Annotated in this window: 22 protein-coding genes and 1 rRNA gene; 6 read left to right on the top strand and 17 right to left on the bottom strand. The window is 72.3% G+C overall.

Annotated features, from left to right (window positions below; genetic code table 11):
• Positions 1–178 precede the first annotated feature (178 nt).
• Positions 179–997, top strand: coding sequence for a maleylpyruvate isomerase N-terminal domain-containing protein (locus ABZU32_RS28125; protein WP_354926634.1), 819 nt, complete (start codon positions 179–181; stop codon positions 995–997).
• Positions 994–1,638, top strand: a complete 645-nt coding sequence (locus ABZU32_RS28120; protein ID WP_354926632.1) for an MBL fold metallo-hydrolase — start codon at positions 994–996, stop codon at positions 1,636–1,638. Before ABZU32_RS28125 ends, ABZU32_RS28120 begins: the two co-directional genes overlap by 4 nt.
• A 171-nt stretch (positions 1,639–1,809) precedes the next feature.
• Here ABZU32_RS28120 and pssA read toward each other — a convergent pair whose 3' ends face one another.
• The 12 genes from pssA to ABZU32_RS28060 form a co-directional block, all read right to left on the bottom strand.
• The gene (gene pssA / locus ABZU32_RS28115) at positions 1,810–2,649 is read right to left on the bottom strand and encodes a CDP-diacylglycerol--serine O-phosphatidyltransferase (protein ID WP_354844715.1); all 840 of its coding nucleotides are present in this window, start codon (positions 2,647–2,649) and stop codon (positions 1,810–1,812) included.
• Positions 2,636–3,283, bottom strand: a complete 648-nt coding sequence (locus ABZU32_RS28110; RefSeq protein WP_354844712.1) for a phosphatidylserine decarboxylase — start codon at positions 3,281–3,283, stop codon at positions 2,636–2,638. Before ABZU32_RS28110 ends, pssA begins: the two co-directional genes overlap by 14 nt.
• Positions 3,284–3,404: 121 nt before the next feature.
• Positions 3,405–4,388, bottom strand: a complete 984-nt coding sequence (locus ABZU32_RS28105; RefSeq protein WP_354844709.1) for a TerC family protein — start codon at positions 4,386–4,388, stop codon at positions 3,405–3,407.
• 532 nt (positions 4,389–4,920) lie between these two features.
• The gene (locus ABZU32_RS28100) at positions 4,921–6,414 is read right to left on the bottom strand and encodes a glycosyltransferase (RefSeq protein ID WP_354926630.1); all 1,494 of its coding nucleotides are present in this window, start codon (positions 6,412–6,414) and stop codon (positions 4,921–4,923) included.
• Complete coding sequence (locus tag ABZU32_RS28095; RefSeq protein ID WP_354926628.1) at positions 6,407–8,122, bottom strand: lipid II flippase MurJ; 1,716 nt, start codon at positions 8,120–8,122, stop codon at positions 6,407–6,409. Before ABZU32_RS28095 ends, ABZU32_RS28100 begins: the two co-directional genes overlap by 8 nt.
• Positions 8,119–9,120 (bottom strand): hypothetical protein, encoded by a 1,002-nt coding sequence (locus ABZU32_RS28090; RefSeq protein ID WP_354926627.1) that lies wholly within the window; start codon positions 9,118–9,120, stop codon positions 8,119–8,121. The genes ABZU32_RS28095 and ABZU32_RS28090 overlap by 4 nt, the downstream gene beginning before the upstream one ends.
• 60 nt (positions 9,121–9,180) lie before the next feature.
• Positions 9,181–10,158 (bottom strand): copper transporter, encoded by a 978-nt coding sequence (locus ABZU32_RS28085; protein WP_354926626.1) that lies wholly within the window; start codon positions 10,156–10,158, stop codon positions 9,181–9,183.
• Complete coding sequence (gene steA, locus ABZU32_RS28080; RefSeq protein ID WP_354926624.1) at positions 10,155–11,351, bottom strand: putative cytokinetic ring protein SteA; 1,197 nt, start codon at positions 11,349–11,351, stop codon at positions 10,155–10,157. Before steA ends, ABZU32_RS28085 begins: the two co-directional genes overlap by 4 nt.
• Before the next feature lie 748 nt (positions 11,352–12,099).
• Positions 12,100–13,908, bottom strand: a complete 1,809-nt coding sequence (gene recN, locus ABZU32_RS28075; protein ID WP_354926622.1) for a DNA repair protein RecN — start codon at positions 13,906–13,908, stop codon at positions 12,100–12,102.
• 328 nt (positions 13,909–14,236) lie between these two features.
• Positions 14,237–15,145, bottom strand: a complete 909-nt coding sequence (locus ABZU32_RS28070; protein ID WP_354844688.1) for an NAD kinase — start codon at positions 15,143–15,145, stop codon at positions 14,237–14,239.
• 35 nt (positions 15,146–15,180) lie between these two features.
• The gene (locus ABZU32_RS28065; protein ID WP_354926620.1) at positions 15,181–15,999 is read right to left on the bottom strand and encodes a TlyA family RNA methyltransferase; all 819 of its coding nucleotides are present in this window, start codon (positions 15,997–15,999) and stop codon (positions 15,181–15,183) included.
• A 154-nt stretch (positions 16,000–16,153) separates the two neighbouring features.
• The gene (locus ABZU32_RS28060) at positions 16,154–16,327 is read right to left on the bottom strand and encodes a hypothetical protein (RefSeq protein WP_354926618.1); all 174 of its coding nucleotides are present in this window, start codon (positions 16,325–16,327) and stop codon (positions 16,154–16,156) included.
• Between the two features lie 302 nt (positions 16,328–16,629).
• Here ABZU32_RS28060 and ABZU32_RS28055 point away from each other — a divergent pair, with 302 nt between their 5' ends.
• On the top strand, positions 16,630–16,977 hold the full coding sequence (locus tag ABZU32_RS28055) for an SCP2 sterol-binding domain-containing protein (protein ID WP_354844678.1): 348 nt from the start codon (positions 16,630–16,632) through the stop codon (positions 16,975–16,977).
• 201 nt (positions 16,978–17,178) lie between these two features.
• On the opposite strand, the gene ABZU32_RS28050 is transcribed toward ABZU32_RS28055, so the two are convergent.
• Positions 17,179–18,174, bottom strand: a complete 996-nt coding sequence (locus ABZU32_RS28050) for an HAD-IIA family hydrolase (protein ID WP_354926616.1) — start codon at positions 18,172–18,174, stop codon at positions 17,179–17,181.
• 118 nt (positions 18,175–18,292) lie between these two features.
• Positions 18,293–18,751, bottom strand: coding sequence for a tetratricopeptide repeat protein (locus ABZU32_RS28045; RefSeq protein ID WP_354926614.1), 459 nt, complete (start codon positions 18,749–18,751; stop codon positions 18,293–18,295).
• Between the two features lie 104 nt (positions 18,752–18,855).
• Here ABZU32_RS28045 and ABZU32_RS28040 point away from each other — a divergent pair, with 104 nt between their 5' ends.
• Positions 18,856–20,130: a DUF1015 domain-containing protein gene (locus ABZU32_RS28040; RefSeq protein WP_354844669.1), complete on the top strand. Its 1,275-nt coding sequence runs from the start codon at positions 18,856–18,858 to the stop codon at positions 20,128–20,130.
• On the opposite strand, the gene ABZU32_RS28035 is transcribed toward ABZU32_RS28040, so the two are convergent.
• A complete protein-coding gene (locus ABZU32_RS28035; protein WP_354926612.1) occupies positions 20,074–20,637 on the bottom strand; it encodes a single-stranded DNA-binding protein in 564 nt (187 codons plus the stop codon). The genes ABZU32_RS28040 and ABZU32_RS28035 overlap by 57 nt on opposite strands.
• A gap of 214 nt (positions 20,638–20,851) precedes the next feature.
• Between ABZU32_RS28035 and ABZU32_RS28030 the strand changes: the two genes are divergently transcribed.
• Positions 20,852–21,790 (top strand): MBL fold metallo-hydrolase, encoded by a 939-nt coding sequence (locus tag ABZU32_RS28030; RefSeq protein WP_354926610.1) that lies wholly within the window; start codon positions 20,852–20,854, stop codon positions 21,788–21,790.
• A gap of 158 nt (positions 21,791–21,948) precedes the next feature.
• Here ABZU32_RS28030 and ABZU32_RS28025 read toward each other — a convergent pair whose 3' ends face one another.
• A complete protein-coding gene (locus ABZU32_RS28025) occupies positions 21,949–23,196 on the bottom strand; it encodes a hypothetical protein (RefSeq protein ID WP_354926608.1) in 1,248 nt (415 codons plus the stop codon).
• Positions 23,197–25,669: 2,473 nt separating this feature from the next.
• Between ABZU32_RS28025 and ABZU32_RS28020 the strand changes: the two genes are divergently transcribed.
• Complete coding sequence (locus tag ABZU32_RS28020; protein ID WP_354844654.1) at positions 25,670–26,104, top strand: SRPBCC family protein; 435 nt, start codon at positions 25,670–25,672, stop codon at positions 26,102–26,104.
• Between the two features lie 228 nt (positions 26,105–26,332).
• Here the strand turns inward: ABZU32_RS28020 and rrf are convergent.
• Positions 26,333–26,425 (bottom strand): 5S ribosomal RNA (gene rrf, locus ABZU32_RS28015); the annotation flags it as partial.

The following is a 26,425-nucleotide window of genomic DNA, read 5'->3' as shown; positions in this document are numbered from 1 at the left end:
CATGTTGGGGTTGCGATCCACGGCGGCCGGAGAAGGCCACCTCTGACTAGTCGCCGCCACTGTAACGACGGGGTCCGACAATTTTTCCGCGCTCCGGCGAGGGACATGCCGGGCACCGGCCGCCCGGCACCCGCGGAAGATCGCGCGGGCGGAGGATTTCGGATGAAGGATGTGTCGCATGACCGTTTTGAACGCCCTCCGGGCCGAGCTCGCCGCGGCCACGAACCGTTTGCTCGCCACCACGGCCGCGTTGTCCGGCTCGGACGTCACGGCTCCCTCCCTGCTTCCGGGGTGGACGCGCGGCCACGTGCTGGCCCACATCGCGCGGAACGCCGACAGCCACGTCAACCTCGTGACGTGGGCCAAGACGGGTGTGTACACACCACAGTACCCAACGCACGAGGCCAGAGAGACGGAGATAGCGGAAGGAGCCGGCAGGCCCGCCGCGGAGCAGCACGCGGACATCGCCGCGAGCGCGGCGCGCCTGGACGACGCCATCGCCTCGATGCCGGCGCCCGCCTGGGCCGCCACCGTGGGCGGCCTGAACGGCGGCGGGCACCCCGCCTGGTACATCCTGGTGCGCAGGATCCGGGAGGTGGAGATCCACCACGTCGACCTGGACGCCGGCTACACCTGGGCGGCCTGGCCCGAGCCCTTCGTGTGGCGCGAACTGCACGACTCCATGGCCGCCTGGCCGCGCGAGCAGAGCCCGGTCGGCGCCCTCCACGCCGGCGGGCGGCGCTGGACCGGCCTCGGTGACGGCCCGGCGGTGGAGGGGCCGCCCGGGGCCGTCCTCGCCTGGGTGGCCGGCCGCCTGCCTTCCCGTGATCTGGGCGAGGTGGTGCGCCTGAGAGACGAGCCCGCCGGCCGGGCGGAGGGCGACGATCAACCTGGGCCCGGGAGGCTTAGGCTGGCGGGAAAGCCTCCGGCTGCGCCGCGGTGGCCAGCGACGGCACCTCCCGGCCTGCCGGCGACGCCACCTGAGGAGTATCCATGAGCTACACCGGTGATGTGACGGCCGGCGGCCCCGCGGACGTCCGCGAGCTGCCCGACCTGACGATCAGCAAGGTGGAGGTGGGCGGTTTCGGGAACAACGCCTACCTGCTGCGCTGCCGCGAGACCGGCGACGGGGTGCTGATCGACGCCGCCGCCGATCCCGCGAGGCTGCTGGAGCTGATCGGCGACCGGCCCATCAGCAAGATCGTCACCACGCATCGCCACCAGGACCACTGGTCGGCGCTGGCGGAGGTCGTCAAGGCGACCGGGGCCGAGACCGTCGCCCACCCGCTGGACGCCCCGCACCTGCCCGTCCCGGTGACCCAGCCCGTGGAGCACGGCGACAGGGTCACCGTCGGCGTGGTCACCCTGGACGTCATCCACCTGCGCGGCCACACCCCCGGCTCCATCGCGCTGCTGTTCCAGAACGCCCACCTGTTCACCGGCGACTCCCTGTTCCCCGGCGGCGTGGGCAACACCGAGCGCGACCCGGCCCGGTTCGAGCGGCTCTACACCGACGTGGTGGAGCGCGTCTTCGACCGGCTGCCCGACGAGACCTGGGTGTACCCGGGCCACGGCAAGGACACCACCCTCGGCGCCGAGCGCCCTTCCCTGCCCGAGTGGCGCGCCCGCGGCTGGTAGGCCGGCGACGCGGCGGCCGGAACGGCCGGACGGCCGCCCACCAGAGCGCGGAACGGCCGTCGCCGGAACGGCCGTTCATCGGAAACGGCCGCCCGCCGGACGCGAGACGGCCCGATCTCCTCGGTGTCGAGGGGACCGGGCCGTGTGCGCGTCGCAGGGACCGCCGCCGGGCTAACGGACGGCGGACTCGGTGTCCTTGCGCTCTTTGCGCTGCTCGCGCTTGAACATGAGCACGCGCAGCGGGATGGCCGACACCAGGGCGATCTGCATGCAGGCTCCGACCTGGATGAGCAGGTCACCGCCGGACAGGTCGGCCGCCCACACGATGAGGCAGACCACGTTGATCATGACCCAGCCGAGCACCACCGCCGCGAGGTTGCCCTTGGGCTTGGGGTACTCGATGCGGCTCACCATGAGCCAGGCCACGGCGAAGATGCCGAGCAGGGTGAGGTACGACGGCTGGAACAGCAGCACGATGGAGACCACCGTCATGGCGCCCATCGGGATGGGCAGGCCCATGAAGTCGCCGCTCTTGGTCTTGACGCAGGCGAAGCGCGCGAGCCGGACGACGCCGGCCACCAGCACCGAGACGGCCGCGCAGAGGACCACCCACAGCGGCAGCTTGTGGGAGAAGCCGGCCCAGGCGACCACCATGAACGCCGGGGCGAAGCCGAAACTGATCACGTCGGCGAGGTTGTCCAGCTCGGCCCCCATGGCCGAGGCGCGGAACTTGCGGGCGACCAGCCCGTCGAACAGGTCGCACGTGGCGCCGATCAGCAGCAGCACCACGGCGGTGGCGAAGTAGCGGGGGTCGGACTGGAACTCGCTCTGGGCCTGCAACTGACTGATCGCCGACCACGCCAGCACGCACACCGCGAGGAACCCGCAGACCGCGTTGCCGATGGACAGCGAGTCGGCCGCCGACAGCCGGAAGGCCTTGCCGACCGGTCCCCGGGGTTCTTCGTCCTCGTCCACGCCCTCTATGGACCAGCCTGCGTCAGCCGCGGTCAATGCGAGTCACTCCTGCCGTCGTCCGCTCCCCCACGCTCACCGCAGGGGCGATCCCTTCTGGAAGGTAGATGTCCACGCGGGAGCCGAACCGGATGAGCCCGATGCGCTCCCCTCGCGTGAGCTTCGCCCCCATGCCGACGTACGGCACGATGCGGCGCGCCACCGCTCCGGCGATCTGCACGAGCTCCAGGTCGCCGATCTCGGTCTCGAAGTGCCACACGACCCGCTCGTTCTGGTCGCTGTCCTTGTTGAACGCCGGGCGGAAGCCGCCCGCCACGTGCCGGATGGAGGTCACCGTGCCGTCGAGCGGCGCGCGGTTCACGTGGACGTCCAGCGGGCTCATGAAGATCGCCACGCGGGTGCGCCCGTCCGGCTGCGGGTCGATGCTCTGGACCACGCCGTCGGCGGGGCTCAGCACCAGCCCTGCGCCCGGCTCGCGGTCGGGGTCGCGGAAGAACCACAGCATGGCGCCGGTGAGAGCCGTCAGCGGAGCCGCCGCGAGCACCCACGGGCGGGACCGCCGGGCCAGGCCCGCCGAGACGACGGCCGCGGCGGCGGTGGGGGCCAGCCAGGGGGAGACACCACGTGCCAGCCGCACGCGGCGGCGACTGTGGCTTGGCGAATCGTTGGACACGGGGAACCTTTTGTGATGTTTGCGGCCAGAGACCGGTTCGTGACTTGTCGCCGAATGTTACCCATCCCGTCGCCATTGCATAGCGATACGAGACAAGCAAATCGCCTCATGCACCAATTCGCTACCCCTGGGACACCTTCGCCGGGGCGGCGGCGCCACCGGACCGCTTGTCGCGCCTGGCCTTGATGAGGCTGGCCACGGTGGTGACCACCATCGTCACGCCGATGACCGAGAGGGAGACCCAGATCGGCACTTCGGGCGCCCAGGAGACACCACTGGTGTGCAAGGCCTCCATGATGAGCTTAACCCCGATGAAGCCCAGAATGAACGACAGACCGTAGCTGATGTACACCAACCGCTGCAGGAGCCCACCGAGCAGGAAATAGAGCTGACGCAGGCCCATCAGGGCGAACGCGTTGGCGGTGAAGACGATGAAGGCGTCCTGCGTGAGCCCGAAGATCGCGGGGATGGAGTCCAGCGCGAACAGCAGGTCGGTGGTGCCGATGGCCACCATGACGATCAGCATCGGGGTCACCATGCGGCGGCCGTCCACCCGGGCGGTGACCTTCGAGCCGACGAAGCCGTCGGTGGTCGGGAAGATGCGGCGCACCCACCGCAGCAGCAGGTTCTCCTTGAACTCCTCCTCGTCGTGGCCGCGCAGCAGGTTCACGGCCGTGTAGAGCAGGAAAGCCCCGAACACGTAGAACAGCCAGCCGAAGCGCTGCAGGGCCGCCGCGCCGACCAGGATGAAGATCCCGCGCATCACCAGCGCCATCAGCACGCCCACCAGGAGCACCTTGTGCTGGTACACCCTCGGCACGGCGAAGCGGCCCATGATGATGTAGAAGATGAACAGGTTGTCCACGCTCAGGCTGTACTCGGTCAGATAGCCGGCGAAGTACTCGCCCGCGTGGTCCGGCCCGGCGATCATCCACAGGCCGATGCCGAACAGGACGGCCAGCGTGACGTAGAAGCCGACCCAGAAGCTCGCCTGCCTCAGCGAGAACTCGCGGGGCTCACCTCTGTCGACGATCCACAGGTCGAAGGCCAGCACCACCAAGAGCCCAGCAATGAGCCCCGCCCAAACCCATACGGAAACGTCCAAGACAAACCTCCGGCCCGCGTCAAAGTGCCGGAGGTCTCTCCCGCCCGCACCAGTGGCGCGGACCGGCAGCCCCGGGCCCGCCGTAAGGGACGTTCCGTGATGACGAGGCTGTCGCGAAGGGATACTCCCCCCCTCGCCGAGGAGTATAGGCGAGCGCATAAGCCGTACCTAATCAGCGGTTTCACCAGGCGCGGCCTTCCGGCCGCCCGCGCCCCCGAATCCGCTGATCAACGCCGGTTCCCGCACGATCCACCCCCGTCCGCGGCATCCCCACGAGGACGGCCGGCCCGAGAAGGACCACCGGAAACCGTGACCAGAACGCCCGAACGCCGAAAGGCAGGCCAACGCACAAGGACCATCCCGAGAAAGCGCCCGGACGCGCGAGAACCGTCCCCGGAGGGGCGCAAGGACAGTCAAGGACCATCCCGAGGAAGCGCCCGGACGCGCGAGAAACCCTGACGAGGGGGTGCCCAGGAGGCGCTGGGGCCGCCGGAAGGGCGGCCGGGACGCGAGCGGGCCGCCGCGGGAACGGTCAGGCGTGGCCGGTGACGGTCGCTCGCGCGGCCTCGTAGGCGGTGGCGGCGGCGCGCAGGGCGGCCTGCTCGTCCGGCAGCGGGCGAGCCGCCGCGGCGGCCGACAGGCGGGCGGCCAGCGCCGGGTCGGCGATCAACCGCACGATCGCCTCGCGCAGGGCGGCCGCGTCCCCGGGCGGGACGAGCAGCGCGGCGTCGCCGACCATCGCAGGGACGCCGCCGACCGCCGTCGCGACGATCGGCTTGGCGGCCCTGAGCGCCTCCTGGACGTTCAGCGGCTGTCCCTCCCAGCGGCTCGGCGACACCAGCGCGTCGGCCGCCTGGAGGAGGTCGGCCACATCGGCGCGGTCGCCCAGGAGCAGGACCGGGAGCCCTTCGGCCTCGACGCGCGACCGCAACTCGCCGCGCAGCGGCCCGTCCCCCGCGACGACGAACAGCGGGGCGGCGCCCTCCGCGTACGGCCCGCGCGCGGCGTCCAGGAGCGTCTCCAGGCCCTTCTGCTGGGCCAGCCGGGCGATCGTCAGCAAGATCGGCCCATCGCCCTCCCGGGCCCCTGCGGCCCCGTCGCCGGGCGTCGCATGCGGCACGAGGTCACCTGACACCCCACCCGGCTCGGCACCGACCTCCACCGCGTCCGACACCCGACCAGGCTCGGCACCGACCTCCACCGCGTCCGTCACCCGACCAGGCTCGGCGCCGGCCTCGACCGCGTCCGACACCCGACCCGGCACCGCGCCGGCCTCCGCCCCGTCCGACACCCCAGGCTCGGCACCGACCCCGACCACGTCCGACACCTCACCTGGCTCGGCGCCGGCCGCGGCTGCGCGCGGCGCCCGATCGGGTTCGGCGCCGACGTCGGCCGCGCCGGACGCGCGCTCCGGCTCGGCGCCGGCCTCGGCGGGGTTCGACCGACCAGGTTCTGCTCTCGGTCCTGCTCTCAGTTCGGCGCGGACTTCGGCGGGCGTCCTGGTCGCGGGCGACAGCGGCGGGGCCGGGACGACCGCGGCAGCGACGTGACGGGCCCCGAGGGTGGTCATCCGCTCCCCCAGGTCGGGAGCCACCACGAGCACCTGATCAGCCTTTTTCGCAACAATGCGCTCCAAAAGCCCATATATCGCGCCAACCGCTCTCCCGGCGGTCAGCGCGTTGTGCAAGGTGACCACCAGTGCGGTACGGCGGCCGGCCAGCGCCAGGGCCGCCAGCGCGCCGGCGCGCAGCCCGTGCGCGTGCACCACGTCGGCCCCCGCCAGCAGGGTCCGCAGCCGCGCCACGGCCCGCAGATCGGCCGCCGGACGGGGCCGGTCGGAGATGGGCACCCCCGCGAAGCCCGCGACGCCGGAGAAGCCGAACGCCTCGTCGGTGCTCGCCGGGCCGATCACCACGACCTGGCGGCCCTCCCGGGCGAGCCCTCCGGCGAGCATGCGCACGTGCCGCCCCACCCCACCGGTGCTCGTCCCGAGAACCAGGGCCACGCGCCGCGCCGTCTCAGCCATCTCCGCCGTTCCCTCCCCGGCCGCCCCCGCGCACGCGCGACAGCGCCGCCATCACATCAGGTCTGTCCACGACCAGCGCCACCGCCAAAGACGCCACCAGGGCCGCCGCACCGGCCGGCACCGTCACCGCCGCCCCGGCCACCGGCCCGCGGGCGGGCAGCAGCGCGGCGACCCACAGACCGGCCACGAAGCCGGCTCCGCCGCCCAGCACCGCGGCCAGCGTCGCGCGCCCCACCCCGGCCAGCGCCGCCGCGCCCCCGCTCCGCAGGACGGCGGCCATCAGCAACGCCCCGCCCGCCGTCATGCCCACGGCGCTGCCGAGCGCGAGGCCGCCGAGCCGCCAATCGGCGGGGAAGGCCACGGCGAAGGCCGTCTGCGCGGCCATGACCACCAGCCACCCGGCCACCGTGCCCGCGGCGGCCGCCCTTCCCCTTCCCCGCGCGTACAGCACGCGGCCCAGGTGGGCGATCAGGCCGTACCCGAGCAGGCCGGGCGCGAACAACGCGATGGCCCGCGCCAGCTCGGCCGGGGGCACCTCGCCGGCCTTGCCGCCGACGAAGACCTCCGCCACCGGAGCCGCCACCCCCGCCAGCGCCCCGGCGGCGATGCCGGACACCAGGATGACCGCCCGCGTGGTCTGCGCCGACAGAACGGCGAACCCGTGGCCGTCCCCCTCCTCGGCCCGCGCGGAAAGGGCGGGGAACGCGCTGGTGGCGATGGGCACCGCCAGGACGGCGTTGGGGACCTGGTAGATCGCCCAGGCGTAGTTGTACCCGGGGAGCCCGCCGGCGCCGAGGTACCTGTTGGCAAGCCACACCACCAGCGCCGTGGCCGCCTGCTGGGCGATCAGGGCGCTGAGTCCGGCCACCGCCAGGCGGCGCACCCGCGCGGCCACGCCTTCGGGGAAGCGCAGGGTCGGCCGCAGCCGCAGGCCGAGCCGCGAGGACGGGCCGATGACCGTCACGACCAGCGCGAGCACGCCGAGCGTGGTGCCGACGGACAGGGCCAGCTCGGCCGGGCGCGGCACCGCCGTCAGGGGGGCGGTGACGCCGTGGGCGAGCGGCACGAACAGCAGGTAGGCGACGATGACCACCAGGCTGGACACCAGCGGGGCCAGCGCCGGGCCGGTGAAGCGCCGGTGGGCCTGGAGCACCCCGTACAGCACCACGGCCAGGCCGTACAGGGGGATCTGCGGGGCGAAGACGACGAGCATCCGGGTCGCGGTGTCCAGCAGGTCACCCGGGTCGCAGCCTCGCACCTGCCCGGCGAACAGCTCCATCACCGGACGGGCCGCCAGGGCGGTGAGCGCCCCGAGCGGCACCAGCAGCACCAGCACCCAGCTCAGCAGCGCCGAGGTGATCCGCCCGACCCGGTCCCGGGCCTCTTCGGCGCTCGACTCGGCGCCCTCACCGGCCGCACCGCCGCCTACCGGCGCCGTGCGCGCGCCGGCGGGGACCGGCGCCGAGGAGCGGGAGGCCGCCCCGGCGAGCACCGGGACGATCATCCCGGCGAGCGCGCCGCCGACGACGACCTCGAACACGATGTTGGGCACCTGGTTGGCGGTGAAGTACGCCGTGGCCAGGCAGCCGGTGTCCACCGTGCGGGCCAGGACCAGCTGCTTGGCGAAGCCCACCACGCGGGCCAGGATCGTGACGGCCGCGATGAGGGCCGCCGCGGCGGCCAGGCCCCGGCCCACCCGTGCGGTCATGCGGGACGGCGGCCCAGCATGTCGAGGCGGTGGAGCACCGGGTTGCCGGCGATGACCTTGGTGAAGCTGACCTTCTCGGAGGCGGCGGTGAGCGTCGCGACCGCGCCGAGCAGCACCAGCCGGGCCGGGCGGCGCAGCCCCGCGACGGCCGCGACGCCGAGCAGCGCCCCGAGGGCGTTGGCGCCCGCGTCGCCGAGCATGGCCCGCTCGCCGAGGTCCTCCGGCAGCAGGGCGAGGCCCGCCCCGATCGGCACCGCGGCCAGCGCCGCCCCCGTGGCGGCGCCCAACCCGGCACGCCCGGCCACGCCCGCACGGCCGGGGACGACGCCCGCGCCCGCGGCCATGCCCGCGCGACCGGCGATGAGCCCCGTGCCGTCGATCGCGCTCGTACGACCGGCGGTCGCGCCCTTGACGAGCGAGGCCGTGAGCAGCGGCCCGCCGGCGAGCAGCCCCACCTTGATGGCCCGCCCGGGACGCAGGTCGAACAGGTTGGCCAGGTTGGCGCTGCCCGCGATGAGCGCGCCGTCGAGCAGGGTGTCCACGGCGGCGGACACCGCGCCGCGTCCCGCCTCGCCGGGGTGGCGGGGCAGCAGGGCGGCGGCGGCCAGGCCCGCCGCGCCGATGCCGAGGATCTTCACCGCGCCGCTGGTCACCTCACCGCGCGCCAGGGCCGTCAGGTGTCCCTTGAACCCCTTGGAGGACGTCGCCCCCCGAAGGTCGTCGTAGGCGCCGAGGGCGCCACTGCCCACGGTGGCGAGGACCGCCGCCGCGCGGGCCCGCGGAGGCAGGCCCGGCGCCAGCGCCACCGCCGCGCCGGCGCCGGCCACGAACGCGGGCCCCTCCAGCAGAGTGAGCGGCTCGCCGCGGTGGTTGGTGCGCGTCCAGGTCTTCTCGTCGCCGATCGGCGGGCGGCGTGTGAACGCCGAGTAGGCGGCGCGGGCGGCGACGGCGCCGAGGGCCGCGCCCGCCAGGGCGCCGAGCCAGGTGCGATGGGCCACAGCAGATCCCTCTTCGTCAGGAGCACCCGGCGCGGCCGCCGGGACTGGGCGTGCGGCGCGTCAGCCGCCCGCGCCCGCGGTGGGAGTGGGCGTGGACGAGGACACGGGGGTCGGTTCGACGGCCGTGGCGTCCGAGCCGAGACCGTACTGCCCGGCCTTGCCGGCCGCCTGCTCCCGCAGAGCGTAGACCACCACGGCCTGCCCAGAAGCCATATCGGGGTTGTCGACGGTGGAGACCTTCGCCGCCGCGTCGCTCTCGGCGCGCAGCGCCGCGATGACGCCCGCCGCGGTCGAGGTGGGCACCGCGCCGGTGACGACGGCGCCCTCTCCGCCATCGTCCAGCCCGGTGGCCAGCGCGACGACGGCGGAGTTCTGCGCGTCCGCGGTGTCGCCCTCGTAGGGGGTGGCCGGGGCCACGACCAGCGCCAGCGTCGCCCGCTTGCCGGGGTCGCCTTCGACCGACAGCAGCCCGTCACTCTCGAAGGAGCCGAGCACGCCGGCGGCGGCCGGCTCGTCCTTGCCGGCCTGGGCCTTGTCGGAGGTCATCAGGGCGCCGGCCAGCACCGCGGCCGCCTTGTCGTACGGCGTGGCGTTGAGGGGGAACTCCATGGCGGCGGGCTTGGCGGTGGTCGCCAGCTCGTCCAGGACCGCGGCCTGCTCGGCGTTGAGGTACTTCTCGGTGAGCGTGACCCGGCCGGTGACCACGGCCCCGGCCGCGGTGACCACGTGATCGATGGGGTCGCGCAGCTTGGAGTCCGCGCCGGGCGCCTCGACGATCACGACGCGCTCGCCGGTCAGGGCGCCCTGGACCAGCAGCGGGAGGCGGTCGGCGATGAAGGAGTCGTCGGCGCCTTCGCGGCTCTGCACCCCGCTCACCTGCGCCTGCAACTCGATGTTGCGGGCGCGCAGCTGCGCGGTCACCGCCTCGGTGGAGGCCACCAGCGGGGCGTTCAGCACCGTACTGCCCAGGACGATGCCGATGGCGAGCGCGAGGAAGATCGCGACGATGGAGACGAGGTGATAGCGGAAATCGATCACGAGAAGAGTCCGACCAACCAGAAGATGAAACCGTTCCAGGCGTCCCGAAGTCCGTTCAGCCAGACCTTCCCCATCGGGGAGAACCACAGCACGACGCCTACCGTGACCATCGCCGTCGCCACCAGCAGCAGCAACGAGCCGATCGAGATGCGGCTGCGGTACAGCCGGCTCACGCCCTTGGCGTCCACGAGCTTGCCGCCGACCCGGAGCCGGGTGAGGAAGGTGCTCGCCATGCCCGAGCGCCCCTTGTCCAGGAACTCCACCAGCGTGCCGTGGGTGCCGACCGCCACGATCAGGCTCGCGCCCTTGTCGTCGGCCAGCAACATCGCGATGTCCTCGCTGGTGCCGGTGGCGGGGAACACCACGGCCTGCTGGCCGAGCTGCTGGACCCGTTCGAGGCCGGGGGCCCGGCCGTCGCGGTAGGCGTGCACGATGAGCTCGGCGCCGCAGCACAGGCTGCGTTCGGACACCGAGTCGAAGTCGCCGACGATCAGGTCGGGCATGTAGCCGGCCTCCAGCAGGGCGTCGGCGCCGCCGTCCACCCCGATGAGCACCGGGCGGTACTCGCGGATGTAGGGGCGGAGGGTGGCGATGTCCTCCTTGTAGTGGTAGCCCCGCACCACGACCAGGACGTGCCTGCCCTCCATGGAGGTGCGGATGTCGGGGACGCCGACGCCGTCGATCAGCAGGTCGCGCTCACGGCGGATGTACTCCATCGTGTTGATGGCGAAGTCCTCGATCTGGACCGACAGGCCCGCCCGCGCCTCGGCCATCGCGGCGGCGACGCTGTCGGGGGTGGCGATCTCGCCCTTCCCGACGATCTCGTCCTCCAGGTACACCACGCCCTCGTGGACGCGCACCAGGTCGCCGTCACGGACGCGGTCGAACACCTCTGGGGTGACGTTGTCCACGAGCGTCACCCCGGCGTTGAGCAGGATCTGCGGGCCGAGGTTCGGATAGCGGCCGCTGATGCCGGCGGCGATGTCGAGCACGACGGAGACGCCGCACGCGACAAGAGCCTCCGCGCTCACCCGGTCGACGTCGACATGATCGATGATCGCGATTTCCCCGGGCCTGAGGCGCTTGGTCAGCCTCTTGGTCCGCCGATCGATCCTCGCCACTGCCGTCACCCCGGGAAGGTCTGGGACCTTCCTGCGGCGGAGGCCCTGAACCTTCAAGGTCGGCACCTTCATCACGAACCATCCTGCCAGAGCGTGCGACCAAGATGGGCCCGCATCACGGCGTGTCAGACCTGTCACTGTGGGTACACCGGACGCCCACCGCCGGATCAACCACTGCCCTCCACTCATCGTCACGAACGCCCAGCCCCCCTCCTCACGAACGCCCAGCCCCATTCTCACGAACGCTCGGCTCGCATCCGCACGAACGCCCGTGCGCGAAGCGCGGCAACGCCCCGCACGCATGGGCACGAACGCTCAGCACGCTTCCTCACAGACGCTCGGCACGCTTCCTCACAGGACGCCCAGCACGCATCCTCGCTGCACCGGCGGCATCCTCACGAACGCTCGGCACCGCCCTCGGACCATGCCACGCGCGTCCCCGGCCTCCCGCGAGGCGCCTGCGGAGGCACGCACTTCCAAGCCCGCATGTCTCTCATGTGCGTCCCGACGCCTTCGCGTACGCGAACCCCCGCCGGCTCCCGCGCGAGCACAAGCCGGCACAAGACCGTCCCCAGGGTACGCACATCCGGCCGCCCAGGACGGGCGGTCGCCGTGATCCACCCCCTGATGGGCGGCCGAATTCATCGGCCGTCCCCGCCGCGGGCCTCCGTCGCGGGGGCCGCCGGTGCGTGCGACCGACGGCTCGCGTGTGCTCGCCGCCGCACGGCTGGAGCGTGGCGCCGAAGACCGGGGACCGTCATGGCTCACGGGTTCGGTCGACGATCGACGGCCGGCGTGGACGACCGGCGGCCCGTGAGGGTCATGAGCGGCCGGTTGACTTTCCCGTGGCGGCGGGCTTGCCGGACGCGCCGGCGCTCCGGCCGCCGCGGGCGGGCCTGCCGGTCGGGGTCGCCGCCGTGGCCTTGTCGGCCGCGGCGATGGACAGCAGTTCCTCGGCGTGCGCGCGGCCCAGCGCCGAGTCCTCCAGACCGGCCAGCATGCGCGACAGTTCCCTGGCGCGGCCCTCCGGGTCCAGAGCGGTGACACCGCTGCGCACGACGCTGCCGTCACTGGCCTTCTCGACGACCAGGTGCTGGTCGGCGAACGCGGCGACCTGGGGCAGGTGGGTCACCACGATGACCTGCGAGGTGCGGGCCAGCCGGGCGAGCCGCCTGCCGATCTCCACCGCGGCCTTGCCGCCGACTCCGGCGTCGACCTCGTCGAACACGAACGTCGGCACCGGGTCGGCGCCGGCGAACACCACCTCGATCGCCAGCATGACCCGGCTCAGCTCGCCGCCGGAGGCGCCCTTGTTCAACGGCAGCGCGGGAGCCCCGGGATGGGACATCATGCGCAGTTCGACGTCGTCGGCGCCGTCGGGACCGAACGAGCCCGTCGGGGTGATCACCACGACGACCCGGGCGTGCGGCATGGCGAGCGCGGTCAGCTCGGCGGTGACCGCCGCGCCGAAACGCTCGGCGGCGGCGGTGCGGATGTTGGTGAGCTCGGCCGCCAGCTCGGTCAGCCGCGCCGTCAGCTCCTCGTGCTCGCGGCTCAGCTCGGCGATGCGGTCGTCGTCCCCCGCCAGCTCGCCGACGCGGACCGCGGCCGACTTCGCCCAGGCCAGGACCGCCTCGCTGTCCTGGCCGTACTTCCTGATCAGGCCGTTCAGCAGCGCGCGGCGTTCCTGCACGGCGGCCAGCCTGGCGGGGTCGGCGTCGACGGACTCGGAGTAGGCGGCCAGCTCGGTGGCCACGTCCGACACCAGGTACCCGGCCTCGGCGAGGCGGTCGCCGATGCCCGACAGCGCCGTGTCGTACTCGCGGACGGCCTCGACCGCCGCCCGGGCCTGCCCGAGCAGGGAGACGGCGTCCTGCAGCCCCTGGACGGCGGCCATGGGGTCGCCGAGCAGGGCGGAGTGGGCGGTCACGGCGGCGTTCTTCAACGCGTCGGCGTGCGCGAGGCGCTCTTCCTCCTGCCTGAGCTCGGCCTCTTCGCCGGCCCTGGGGTCGGCCTTTTCGATCTCCTCCAGCCCGAAGCGCAGGTGGTCGGCCTCCTGGGCCCGCTCGCGCGCCTTGGTCGTGAGCTCCTGGAGCGTCTCGCCGACCTCCCTGTGGCGCTTGTATGCCTGGGTGTAGGCCCGGAGCGGCTTGACGAGCTCCTCACCGGCGTAGCGGTCGAGCGCGGCGCGCTGGCGTCCGGGCTGCAGCAGCCGCTGCTGGTCCATCTGGCCGTGGACGGCCACGAGGTCCTCGGCGAGGTAGGTGAGCGTGCCCACCGGCACGGACCTGCCGCCGAGCCACGCGCGGGAGCGGCCCTCGGTGGAGACCGTCCTGGCGATGATCAGCTCGCCGTCCTCGATCTCGCCGCCGGTGTCCTCGACCTGCTGGGCGACGCGGCCGCCCTGCTCGACGAACAGCGTGCCCTCGACCGTGGCCCGCTCGGCGCCGGGGCGGACGCGCGCGGGGTCGGCCCGGCCGCCGAACAGCAGCCCGAGCCCTGTCACGACCATCGTCTTGCCCGCGCCGGTCTCGCCGGTGACGACGGTGAAGCCCGAGGAGAGCTTCAGGACAGCCTCGTCGATCACCCCGAGCCCTTTGATCCGGACCTCATCGACCCGTGGCCGCACTGGGTCCCTCCCGCCGTTTCGCCGCGCCGCCTCCGCTCGGGCACCTCGCCGGAGCGTGTGGAGCTTGGCTCGGTCACCTCTTTTGTGCGGGTCGATCCTACGCGGAAATCGCCAAGGTTTTCGATGACCGGTGCCCTCTGCGCCTCAAAGGAGCGCACCTAACCGGTCGATACGACCAGAAACCGTACATTCCACGTCTTGTGGCGACGGGACCTGGATGCCCGTCGCCCGCCCCGCCCTCGGACAGGGGGCGACGGCCGGGCGGACATCCCGGCCGCGCGGCCTCCGGCCGCGCATCCCACCGGCCCGCGCCCCCTGGAACCAGGGCTCAGTGGCGTACGCGGCCGCGCCAGCCCTGGACGGGCAGGTCGAACTTGGCGACGAGACGGTCGGTGAACGGGGCTCCGGTGGTGTCCGGGCCGTGCAGGCGCGCCAGCCGCACCGGCAGGTCGGCGCGCCGGACCTCCACCCGCACGCCCGGCGGCAGGTCGAAGCGGCGCCGCCCGTCGCACCACAGGACTCCCCCCGACGTGCCGGGAAGGATCTCGATGGCGATGTTGGAGCGCGGAGAGACCACCAAGGGGCGGGCGAACAGCGCGTGGGCGCTGTTGGGCACCAGCAGCAGCGCCTCGACCTCCGGCCACACGACCGGCCCGCCCGCCGAGAACGCGTACGCCGTCGAACCGGTCGGAGTGGCACAGATCACGCCGTCGCATCCCCACCGGGACAACGGCCTGCCGTCGATCTCCGCCACGACCTCCAGCATGCGGTCGCGCTTCTCGACGCTCGCCTCGTTGAGCGCCCAGGTCGAGGCCAGCAGCTCGCCGTTGGCGCGGACCTTCACATCGAGCGTCAGCCGCTCTTCGACGCCGTACCGGCCGGTCACGACGTGGTCCACGGCCTCGGCGAGGTCGGCCATCTCGGCCTCGGCCAGGAAACCGACGTGACCGAGGTTGATGCCCAGCAGCGGGGTGCGGGCCGGACGGGCGAGCTCGGCCGCGCGCAGCAGCGTGCCGTCGCCGCCGAGCACCATGAACACCTCGGCGTCCTCGGCGGCGGCGGGGCTCGCCGGCACCACGTCCACGCCGGGAGCGGCGATCTCCTCGGCCTCCGGCTCCATGACGCGGACCGTGAACCCCTCGGCGAGGAACCGATGGATCACCAGCCGCGCGCTCTCGACCGCCGGCTCGCGCCCCGTGTGAGCCGTGATCAGCACCGTACGCTTCGCGCTGTCCATCGTTGGCGCCGCTCCTCCCGCGGGTAGGTCGCGCACTACTGGGGACCTTCCGTGACCGCGCGATCGATCTCGGCGTCCAGGTCTGTGACAGGGTCCGGCCCCGGCCCCTTGCCGAGCCAGAGCAGATATTCGACGTTGCCCGACGGGCCCGGCAGGGGGCTCGCCGTCACACCGCGCACCGTGAGCGACAGCGTGGCCGCCGCGGCGGCGACGTCCCGGACGGCGCCGGCGCGCAGGCCGGGGTCGCGGACGACGCCCCCCGCCCCCACGCGGTCCTTGCCCACCTCGAACTGCGGCTTCACCAGCATGACGAAGTCGGCCTCCGGGGCCGCGCAGGCGGCGAGAGCCGGCAGGACCAGGCGCAGCGAGATGAACGACAGGTCGCCGACGACGAGCGTTGGAGGCTCGCCCACCGCGTCGCGGGTCAGGTCGCGCACGTTGACCCGCTCCATGACCGTGACCCGATCGTCGGTGCGCAGCGACCAGGCGAGCTGGCCGTACCCGACGTCGACCGCGAGGACGTGCGCGGCTCCGCGCCGCAGCAGCACGTCGGTGAAACCGCCGGTCGAGGCTCCGGCGTCCAGGCAGCGGCGCCCTTCGACGGCCAGGCCGCGCGGCTCGAACGCCTCCAGCGCGCCGATCAGCTTGTGGGCTCCCCGCGACACGTAGTCGGGGCCCTCCGGGGCTTCGACGACCACGATCGCCGAGGCCGTGTCCACCTGGGTCGCGGGCTTGGCCGCCGTACGGCCGCCGACGCTGACCCGGCCGCCGGAGATCAGCTCCGCGGCCTGCTCCCTGGAGCGGGCCAGGCCGCGGCGCACCAGCTCGCTGTCCAGCCGTATCCGACGGCTCACCGAACCCACCCCCCGGCCGACGTAGCCCGTCCTGCCGTCGCGCGAGTGGTGCGGCCCGAGAAGGCCCGCCCGGCCTGCGCAGGGGCCGATCGTCTCGGCGCGGGGACTGAGGCGGCCGAAGACGCCCACCTGGGCATGAGAATTCGCCCGGCCATCAGGAGACGCCGTCCCCCTGGATCGGGGAGGCGTCGTCCACGGAGGCGAGGGTGGCCTCCAGGCCCCCCAGAACCTCCTCGAACACCGGGACGTGCTCCCGGACGGGAACCTCGCCCAGGCCGCCCAGCCTGGCCAGGGCGGCGGCCACGCGGGCCTCGCCGCTCTCCGTCATGCGTCGTCTCCACGTCTCGTGCTTGCTCCGCCGTGCGGCGTGTCCGTTTCGCCCCTGTGCCGCCGACTCGCGGTGTGTTCGTTGGTCGCGGGGGCCGATCAGGGACATGATGGAATGGTCGCTCGCCGGGTCACCGCCGCCTACGCGACGGCCGTAGACCCTGACCGTATCGGAAGCGGCCATCCATGTGATGCTCTTCTCTGCCCGGGCCGCGCTCGCGCGCCGGATTTGGCGTAGTACTCAAGTGAAACGCTACCTTCCGTAAGTCAGAGGGGCTTCGGGGATGAGAAGGGGTACCACGCATGGCGACCGTCGACGAGTGCAGGGCGGCGTTGGACAAACTCGCCGAGCAGTTCGCCGAGCTTGATCCAGAGACCCGTACCAAGCATGTGGTGGACAGAAGCCTGAGCTGCCGGATCACCGATCTGGACGTGACCTTCTACGGGCGGATCCACCATGACGGCCTCGAGCCGTTCACCGACGCCCCTCCCTCGACAGGGCGGCCCGCCGATGTGCGCATCCGCATCTCCAGCGACGATCTGCTCTCCATGGTGAACGGCGAGCTCGACATGGCACGGGCACTTCTGGGCGGCCGGGTCAAGATCGACGCCAGCCTGGGGGACCTCCTACGGCTCCGCAAACTCCTCTGAAGCCCCCGGCCGGCGACCCCCGCGACCATCCGCCCTCCCTCACGGCTCCAGCACCGCCCGTCCCCACGCACAGACGATCAGGGCGCCGAAACGCACCACGACACCGGCGGACAGGTCCGTCAGAGGTGCGGAACCACCATGACCACCGCGGACAGGACCATCTGAGCGCCACCACCACCGAGGCGCCCGAGGGACGGGCCGTCAGGGGGACAGAGCCGCCATGACATGGGTGAGGGCGGCCTTGTCGGCCCGGCCGTCGCCCGCGTGCGCCCAGGAGGCGGCACAGGCGGCGCGGAGCCCGTCCAAGGGGTCACCCTCGCCCTTCAGGCGCAGCTCGCCGGACTCCCATCGCGCCACCCAGCCCTCCCGGACCCACTCGTCGCCCTCGCCGGTGACCGGCGCCGGCGGCAGGTGGACGGCGGAGACGTCCGTGCCGATGTGCGTCGGACGGTGCTCGAGCGGCGCGACGAGCAGGTCCAGCGGGCCGGTGACCCCGCTCAGCACGAGCAGGCTGTCGACGCCCGCCCGGGTCGCCGCCTCGATGTCGGTGTCCAGCCGGTCTCCCACGATGAGCGGCTTCTCGGCGCCTGTGCGCAGCATGGACTCCCGGTGCAGCGGCGGTTCCGGTTTGCCCGCCGACACGGGCTCGACCCCGGTCGCGGTCGCGATGACGCGGGTCATCGCACCGTTGCCGGGCAGGACCCCCCGGTTCGTCGGCATGGTGGTGTCACCGTTGGCCGCGACGAACCAGGCTCCGTGACGAACCGCGAGCGCTCCCTCACTCAGCAGGGCGTAGGACAGATCAGGCGAAATGCCTTGGACCACGGCCACGGGCGCGTCCGCGGCGGTCGTCACCGGGCGCAACCCCTGCCCGCGCACGGCGGAGCGCAGGCCCATGCCGCCGACCACGAGCACGGCCGATCCCTTCGGCACCCGTTCGGCGATCATGCGAGCGGCCGCCTGGGCGGAGGTCACGACGTCGTCCGGCGTGGCCGGAACCCCGATGGACACCAGGTGCTCGGCGATCGCCGCCGGTGTGCGAGAAGCGTTGTTGGTCACGTAGGCGAGCCGCACCCCGGTGTCACCGGCCCGGGTCAGCGCCTCGGGCGCGCCTTTCACCGGCTGGCGGCCGAGGTAGACGACTCCGTCGAGATCGAGCAGCAAGGTGTCGTAGAGGTCGATCAGCGTGGTTGCCATGGCCCCACTATTTCCGATGCCCGGACACTCCCATGACCCGGCCACCACCCTCACCCCGCACTCCCCCAACGCCCCAGATCAGACCAGCCCTCCTCAGGCCAGGCCGACCCACCTCCAGTCAGGCTTGGCGGGCTCGCAAGGTGGCGCGGACCTGCTTCAGGGCGGAGACGTAGTCGCGAAGGTCCGGGCGCATCGCCACGGCCATGGCCAGATGCTCCTGGGCGGCCTTCATGTCGCCGGTGCGCCACAAGGCCATGCCCAGGCCGAAGTAGGCGTAGTCCTCGGTGGGGTTGGCGGAGACGATCCAGCGAAAGCTGTCGGCGGCGTCCTCGTACCGGCGCGAGTTGAACTGCGCCCTTGCCAGAGCCTCCCGGATGCTGCGCGAATCGGGTTCGGCATCGGCGGCCCGCGCCAGGATCGCCGCCGCGGCGGCCGGGCTGCCGTCCTTCAGCAGCTTGACCCCGCGCTGAAACCATTCATAGACGTCACCGGCAGGAGCATTCGGGTCGTAGACATGATCCACAGGAGCGTTCGGCTGGTAGTCGGGGGGCTCCGGCCCGCTTCGTCCCTGCACCATCTTCAGAGGCCTCCTTCAGAGGACATGTCATCCCGGCTTCCTGACGAGCCGGGCAGCGCTACGACGTCGGGGCTGTCTCTGAGCGACGCGGGCCTTATGGCACCATGCCCGGTATGGCCATCTCTGAACTGCCGTCGCCTGACGGACTGGTATTGCGCCCGTTCCGGGGTGTGCGTTTCGCAGTGGACGATCTGGCTGCCGTCACCTCTCCACCGTACGACCTCGTCTCGCGCGAAGACGTCCGCCATCTCCTCGACGCTCACCCCAACAACGTGGTACGGCTGATCCTTCCCGGGGCCGACCAGCACCGTTACGCCGAGGCTCGGGAGACCCTCACCGTGTGGCTCGACTCGGGCGTACTCGTCGTCGACGATCTCCCTTCCCTTTACGTCTACGAGCAGAGCGGGCCTGACGTGCTGCTCCGCGGCCTGATCGGTGACCTCGCCCTCTCTGAACCGGAGAAGGGCATCGTGCTGCCGCACGAGAATGTCATGCCGGCGACGGTGGCCGATCGCCTGGCGCTCATGAAGACCACCGAGAGCAACCTGGAGCCCATCTTCCTGCTGTACGACGGCGACGGCGCCGCCGCCTCGGAGCTGGTCGACGAGGTGGCCTCGACGCGGACTCCGCTCCTGGACATCCGCACCGACGACGGCATCTCGCACCGGTTGTGGGCCCTCACCGATCCGGCGGAACTGCGGACCGTGGCGGACGCCCTCTACGGGTGCCAGGCCCTCATCGCCGACGGCCACCACCGGTACGCCACCTACCTCGCCCTGCAACGGGACTACCACTCACAGGGACGCGGCGCGGGCGCCTGGGACTTCGGCCTGGCCATGCTGGTGGACTCCCGGGCCTACCCGCCCGACCTCAAGGCCATCCACCGGGTCATCCCCGGGCTGCCCCTGGAAGAGGCCGCGGCACGGGCCAAGGGAGCCTGGCGGGTGCACGAGTTCGTCCGGCTGGAGGAGGCGCTGGAGGCCCTGGCCACGGCGACGGGCCCCGCCTTCGTCCTGGGCGGCGAGGGGCACAGCCACCTGCTGACCGACCCCGACGCCGTGCAGTTGGAGCATGCGATGCCGGCGGCCCGGTCGGACGCCTGGAAGTCTCTGGTCACGTCGATCCTCTCGGAGTTCCTCTTGCCCAAGGTCTGGGGGTTGCAGGACGACGAGCAGACCGTGCGCATCGTCCACCATGACCCCTACCTGGCCGTCCGGATGGCCGGCCGCGAGTCGGGTACGGCGGTGATCGTCCCGCCCCTGACGGTCGAGAACGTGCTGGCCATCGCCGCCGGAGGCGAGCGCGTGCCCCGCAAGTCCACCTCATTCGGCCCCAAGCCCCGCACCGGCCTCGTCCTGCGCACCTTCTCCACCAACTGACTCCGCTCCATGGCCGTTCGCTTCGCCTCCAACAGATGGGGCGCCGCTCGGTCCGTCCTGTCGACGGCTCACCCCGTCGCCGGCCGAATGCCGGACCGGTGGTCGGTGCTCGGCGGCGGTGGTGGGACCGTCCGCGTGGTCTTGGGCCGCGGCCGTGGGGGACGGGGCGGCCGTGTCTCTTCGTCCGGGATCTCGGGCCTGTAGGCGGCGCGCCTCGCGCACCTCGACCTCGTAGGTGCTGACTCCGCCGCCGGCGCCGCCCCGGTAGCGCTGGTGCAGCGCTCCCTCGACCGTGACGACGTCGTCGACCCGCCACCCGGCCACCCTGGCGCCCACCTCGGGATCAAAGGTGACGCACGCGATGCCGTCGGCCTTCTTGCCGCTCGGATGCTCGGCGGGCCGGCGCACCGCGAGCCCCCACATGGTCATCACATCTCCGCTGGGCAGCTCTCTGCGCCTCGCCGGCTTGGACAGCCGGCCGACCAGCGTCACCTCGTTGCGGTGCATGGGAACCCCTTTCCTGCCGCGTCCTGTCCATGGCAGGGCCATCCTTCGCCACCAGGCCGGACCACACGGGGTTCGAACGTCGTTCTGTGGAAAACATCGCGGGAGCCTGAGGCGAGCGGAGAAACGTGACCGCGGGTCACCCGTGGGATCGCCCAGGTGGTACGAACATAGGGGTCGCGGGCACGGCGCGCGCCCCGGGAACGAAGGAGCAGCTGTGGACAACGTCACGCCACTGGGCGGAGAAGTCTACGAGATCGACACGCGCATGGCGGGATTCTCAGGGATCACCGCGGGCTATCTGATCCTCGGCGACCGGCCCTGCCTGGTCGAGACCGGCACCTCGACCTCCGCTCCCGTCGTCCGCGACGCGCTCACCTCCCTGGGGGTCGGACCGGACGATCTCGCCACGGTGGTCGTCACCCACATCCACCTCGACCACGCCGGAGGCGTCGGCGACATCGCCGGGTTCTACCCCTCGGCCGAGGTCGTCGTGCACCAGAAGGGCGCACGTCACCTCGCCGATCCGACCGTCCTGATGGCCAGCGCGAAAAAGGTCTGGGGTGACCAGCTCGACACGCTCTTCGGAACCCTGTCGCCCACCGAGGCATCTCGCATCCGGGCCCTGGACGACAGCGACTCCATCGACCTCGGCGGCGGCCGCACGCTGTCCAGCCACTACTCCCCTGGGCACGCCAAGCACCACGTCGGACTGCTGGACTCGGCGACCGGCGACCTCTACGTCGGCGACGCCGCGGGGGTGTACCTGCCGCAGACCGGCGACGTGCGGCCCGCCACGCCTCCCCCGGACTTCGATCTGCGGACGGCACTGAACTCGGTGTCGCTGTTCAAGGACCTGGGCCCCCAGCGGTTGCTGTTCAGCCACTACGGACCCGTCTCCGACGTCTCCGAGATCTTGGACCGATCGGCCGAGGAGCTGCGCGTCTGGGTTGATCTGACCCGCCAGGCCCACGCCCAGGGCATGGACCTCGACCACGCGGTGGCGATGGTGGGCGAGAAGACCCGTCAGCGCTACGCCGCCCCCGCGCCGGAGGACGCCGAGACGGTGCGGCAGATGGAAATGATCAGCGGAGTCCCGTTCAACGTGGCCGGCATCCTGCACTGGCTCGACCGCGCCGAGCCCTCCTCGGGCTGAAGGCCGCTCTGGTGTCGTGCGCCGGGCGAGCCGGGGCACGGTGGCGATGTCTCGCGCCGAGCAGGCTTAGATCGATCTGGCGAGGGAACGATGAGTGGCGGGCGCCGCATGCCTCGAGTCTGTCGGCGCCCACCACCCTTCGTCAGCCTCCACGCCTGTCAGGCATCACGCCGGTCCGGCCTGCGCGGCTGGACATCGGCGTCGTCGTCGTCATCGTCGTCCTCCAGAACATCCCCCGGAACCGGTCTCGCCGAAACACCGAAGTCGGGTTCGATGAAGGCCGGCCCCATGCCGATCTCCATGCGCGGAGTCTCCGGCGCGGGACCGTCCGGTACCTGGGCCTCGGCGGCCTGCACGTCCTCGCCCCCCGTCCTCGACGCCTCGGTCGCCGTCCCCGACGCCTTGGCCGGCGTCTCGGCCGTCTCCATCCCCGCCGATTCGTCGGACTTACCCGGCTTGTCGGTCACTTCGGACGGTGAGGCCACCGAGGAGGACGCGGACGGTGCGGCGACGGACGTGACGACAGTGGACTTCGGCGACGGCGCCGGCTCTTCGGCCGAGCTGTCGGCGGACGCCACAGCCGCAGGGGCTTCCTCACCGGCGTCGGGATCCTCGGCAGCACTCACCTCGGATCCGACCTGGACACCAGCACCGGCCTGTTCCCCGGACTCGCCGCCCGAGTCATCCAAGTCATCCGACTCAGTGGCGGTCTCGTCATCGCGCTCGGCGCCCGGCTCGGCCGGGTCGCCGTCCTCGCCATCCTCGACGAGCGCGTCGCCGTCCACGTCGAACTCGCCGTCCTCCTCGTCCTCCTCGATGTCCTCGATGACGGCTCCGGTGAGGACCGCGTACCGCTCGGCCGCGTCGGTCTCTCCGTCCTCGTCGAACATCATGGCCCGCTCGAACCAGTCGGTCGCCGCACTCTCGTGCCCGGCTTCCGCCAGGGCGTCGGCGTAGGCGAAGGCCAGGCGGGCGGACCAGGGATGCGGCTCCTGGTTGCGCAGTTCCGGCACCCGCTGCAGAGTGATGACGGCCGCGTCGTGCTGACCGAGGTCGCGGCGGGCGCCCGACTCCACGATCGCCAGCTCGATGCGCCCCGCACGGTCGAGGCGCTCGGCCTCGGGCGAACGGACCAGGTCCAGCGCCCGTTCCGGACGCCCCAGTCCGCGCTCACAGTCAGCCATGATCGGCAGGAACTCGTCCGAGCCGGTCATCCTGCGCGCGGCGCGCAGATCACTGAGCGCCTCGGCGTAGTGTCCGGCACGGTAGGCGGCCAGGCCCACCGCCTCCCGCACCACTCCGATGCGCGCGGCGAACCGGCGGGCGACCTTCGCGTGCTCGTACGCGAGCTCGGCGTCGTCGTCCCCCAGCGCGCGCTCCGCGGCCACCAGATGAGAAGCGATCATGGCGGCGAGGTCGTTGGGGAGGGAGCGGAGCTCGTCGCGGACGTCCTTCTCCAGCTCCTCGGGAGTGATGTCCGCCGCCAGCTCCGGAATGGCGACATGCTCCTCCCGGCGCCCCTGCCCATCGCGGGGGCCGTGTTCGGTGTCGCGCGCGAACGGGCGGCCACCCTCCCGGCCGTAGCGGCCACGGGAGCCACCGCGCTCACCCTGACCGGCGTCGCCCCGGTCATCCCTGGAGCCGTACCGACCGCGGTCGCCGTACTCCCGGTTCCGGTCGTCAGTGGACGTGCGCCCCTCGCGGGGACCGCGGTCGTCCCGTCCTTCACGGCTGAACGGGCGCGGCCCTGAGCCGGCTCGGTCGTCGCGGCGGAAGGGACGATCGCCGCCTTCGCCTCGGGTGTCGCGCCCGTACGGCCGGTCGCCGCCACCGAACCGGCGCTCGCCGCCGCCCTGCGGACGGTCGTCGCGATCTCCGGGACGGGACCCGCGCGCCGCGAACCCACCGCGGTCACCGCGGTCGTCACGGCCCGGACGGCCTTCTCCGCCGAACGGGCGTGCTCCCGGACCACGGCGGTCGTCCCGCTGGAACGGCGGCCTTCCGCCCCGGTCGCCGGCGCCCGGAGGTCGCCCGCCACGGTCATCCCGCTCGAACGGACGGCCACCACGGTCGCCACGGTCGAACGAGCGACCGCCGCGGTCGTCACGGTCGAAGGAACGGCCACCACGGTCGTCGCGGTCGAAGGAGCGCGGACCACGGTCGCCGCGGTCATCCCGCTGGAAGGAACGCGGGCCACGGTCACCACGGTCGAACGAGCGACCGCCACGGTCGTCGCGGTCGAACGGACGGCCCCCAGGGCCACCACGGTCGTCCCTGAAGGAGGGCCGGCCCTGCCGGTCACCGCGGTCATCCCGGTTGTACGGACGGGAACCCGCGCCACCGCGGTCGTCCCGTCCTTGATGGCCTTCGCGTCCCTCACGGTTGAAGGGACGAGAGCCCGAACCTGTGCGATCGTCCCGCTGGAACGGGCGGTTCTCGCGGTCGCCCCGCCCGGGGCCGGAAGGACGGCCTCCACGGTCATCACGGTCGCGCCAGCCGGAGGAGCCGCCGGCGCCTTGCTCGCGCCGATCTCCGTAGCGCGACTCGGACCGGCCGCCGTACGGGCGGTCACCGCGCGGCCCCTGGAATCCCTGGCCGCTACGGGGGGCGCCGTCCCGATCGCCACGACTGTACGAACGCTCACCGGCGCCGGATCCGCCACTGCGGTCGTCACGACGATCCCCGCGCTCGAAGGAACGGGCGGGACGCTCCGGCCGGTCCCCTCGGTCGGAGGGACGGCCCTGGTAGCCGCCGCGCTCACCACGCTCAGAGGGGCGTCCAGGACGGTCGCCACGGTCGCCACGGCCGAACGTGGCGCGATCTTGATAGCCCCCCCGCTCAGAACGCTCGTAGGGCCGCCCCGGCCGATCTCCACGATCGAAGGAGCCACCCGGACGGTCACCGCGATCGAACGAGCCCCCGGGCCGGTCACCGCGATCCGACGGACCACTCGGACGGTCGCCACGGTCGTAGGAGCGGCCTGGACGGTCCTGGCGGTCGCCACGGTCGAAGCCACGGCCCGGGCGGTCGGGACGATCAGGGCGGTCACCGCGCTCGTAGGAGCGACCAGAGCCCCCTGCCCTGTCGTCACGGCCGAAGGACCGGCCTTCGCCGGCCCCGCTCCGGCCCTCTCGGTTGAACGGCCGACCGCCGCGGTCGTCGCGCTGGAAGGGGCGTCCTCCACGAGAATCACGGTCGCGAGACCCGTACGAGCCGCCGGGGCCGCCAGGGCCGCCTTCGCGGCGCTCGCCGTAGCGCGGACCATCGCCGGAGCGCCTCTCTCCGCGCGCTCCCGCGCGGTAGCCGTCGGCCGGTCGCCCCTCCTTCGCGCTGTCGGAGCGGTCACCGCGGAATGCTCCGGACCCCTCGCCCGAGCGGTTCCCGCCATCTTCGGGACGGCCCGAGTCCTCACGTCCGTTATCTCTGTTCACTTCTGTCCTTCGTTGCTCGCTCACCGCGTGCGCCGTGATCGGCGTTCACCCGTAGCGCCGACCATGGCGCGGAGGGGACGGGTCATCCGGCCGCGGGACTCAAGGCCCGTTCACTCTGTCGCTGCCCGCCCTTTGGCGCCTTACGCGACGAAGGCCACCCGTGGTGGGGTGGCCCGGCCCTGTCCAGCCTAGCAAGCCCCCACCCCCCAACCATCCATTCGCCCGAACACCGCGGGCTCTCCGTCACTGAAACGACCTTTCCGGCGGCTCTGACGTCAGCAGGCCGATCCACACTCACGACGACCTTGTGCGATCATCACTGGGCCCGATCCCCGTCAACGGCGAACAGGTCCTGCTGCAGACGGACTGGCACATGACCAGAAGCTTTCCCGTTCGAACACGATTCGCCCGCTGTAGAGGAGTCCGGAATGAAAGGGGTCCCCGCGCCATGGCATCCATCCGCCACGAGTTCGTGATCGACACGTCCCCTGAGTACATCTGGGACGTGCTGCGCGATGTGGGCGCCGTTCACCAACGCCTGCTGCCCGGCCGCGTCGCCGACACCCGCATCGAGGGCGACCACAGGTTCCTGACCTTCCCCGACGGACATGTGATCCACGAGTTGATCATCGCGATCGACGACGACGCCCGCCGCCTGGCCTACTCCGTCGTCGAGGGCGCTCGGCCACCGATCGAGCACCACCACGCCTGTTTCGAGGTTCACTCCGAGGGTGACCGGGCGGGCCGGGTCGTCTGGATCACAGACGTGTTGCCGCACGCGCTCGCCACCGAGATCAGGATCCGCGTCCAACGCGGCGCGGAGGAGATGAAACAGGTGATCGAGCGGCAGTACGAAGTCGCACTCGCCGACCCCGGACACTGACTGGCGCGCAAGATCGCGCCGAATGCGCCGGCGTGACGGCCGTGGAATCCCCGGTTCTCGTGAGCGGCTTCTTCGCGCGGATCCCGGGTGCCCGCGGACTGTCCGGAGCGGAGCCACCGCTCCACCGCCTCCAGCCAGGGCAAGACTAAAGGTCCGTAAACGCAGGTAGGCCATCCACACCGTGGATGGCCTACCTTGCATAACACACATAACTATCTATCAAATGTTGTCCGGCGGTGTCCTACTCTCCCACACCGTCCCCGGTGCAGTACCATCGGCGCTGGAAAGCTTAACTTCCGGGTTCGGAATGTAACCGGGTGT

Origin of the sequence: Sphaerisporangium sp. NPDC005288 (genome assembly GCF_040607475.1) — a bacterium.
Classification (GTDB): domain Bacteria; phylum Actinomycetota; class Actinomycetes; order Streptosporangiales; family Streptosporangiaceae; genus Sphaerisporangium; species Sphaerisporangium rhizosphaerae.
Note: the sequence above shows the minus strand (reverse complement) of the source record. Positions and strands in the feature narration are given on the sequence as shown.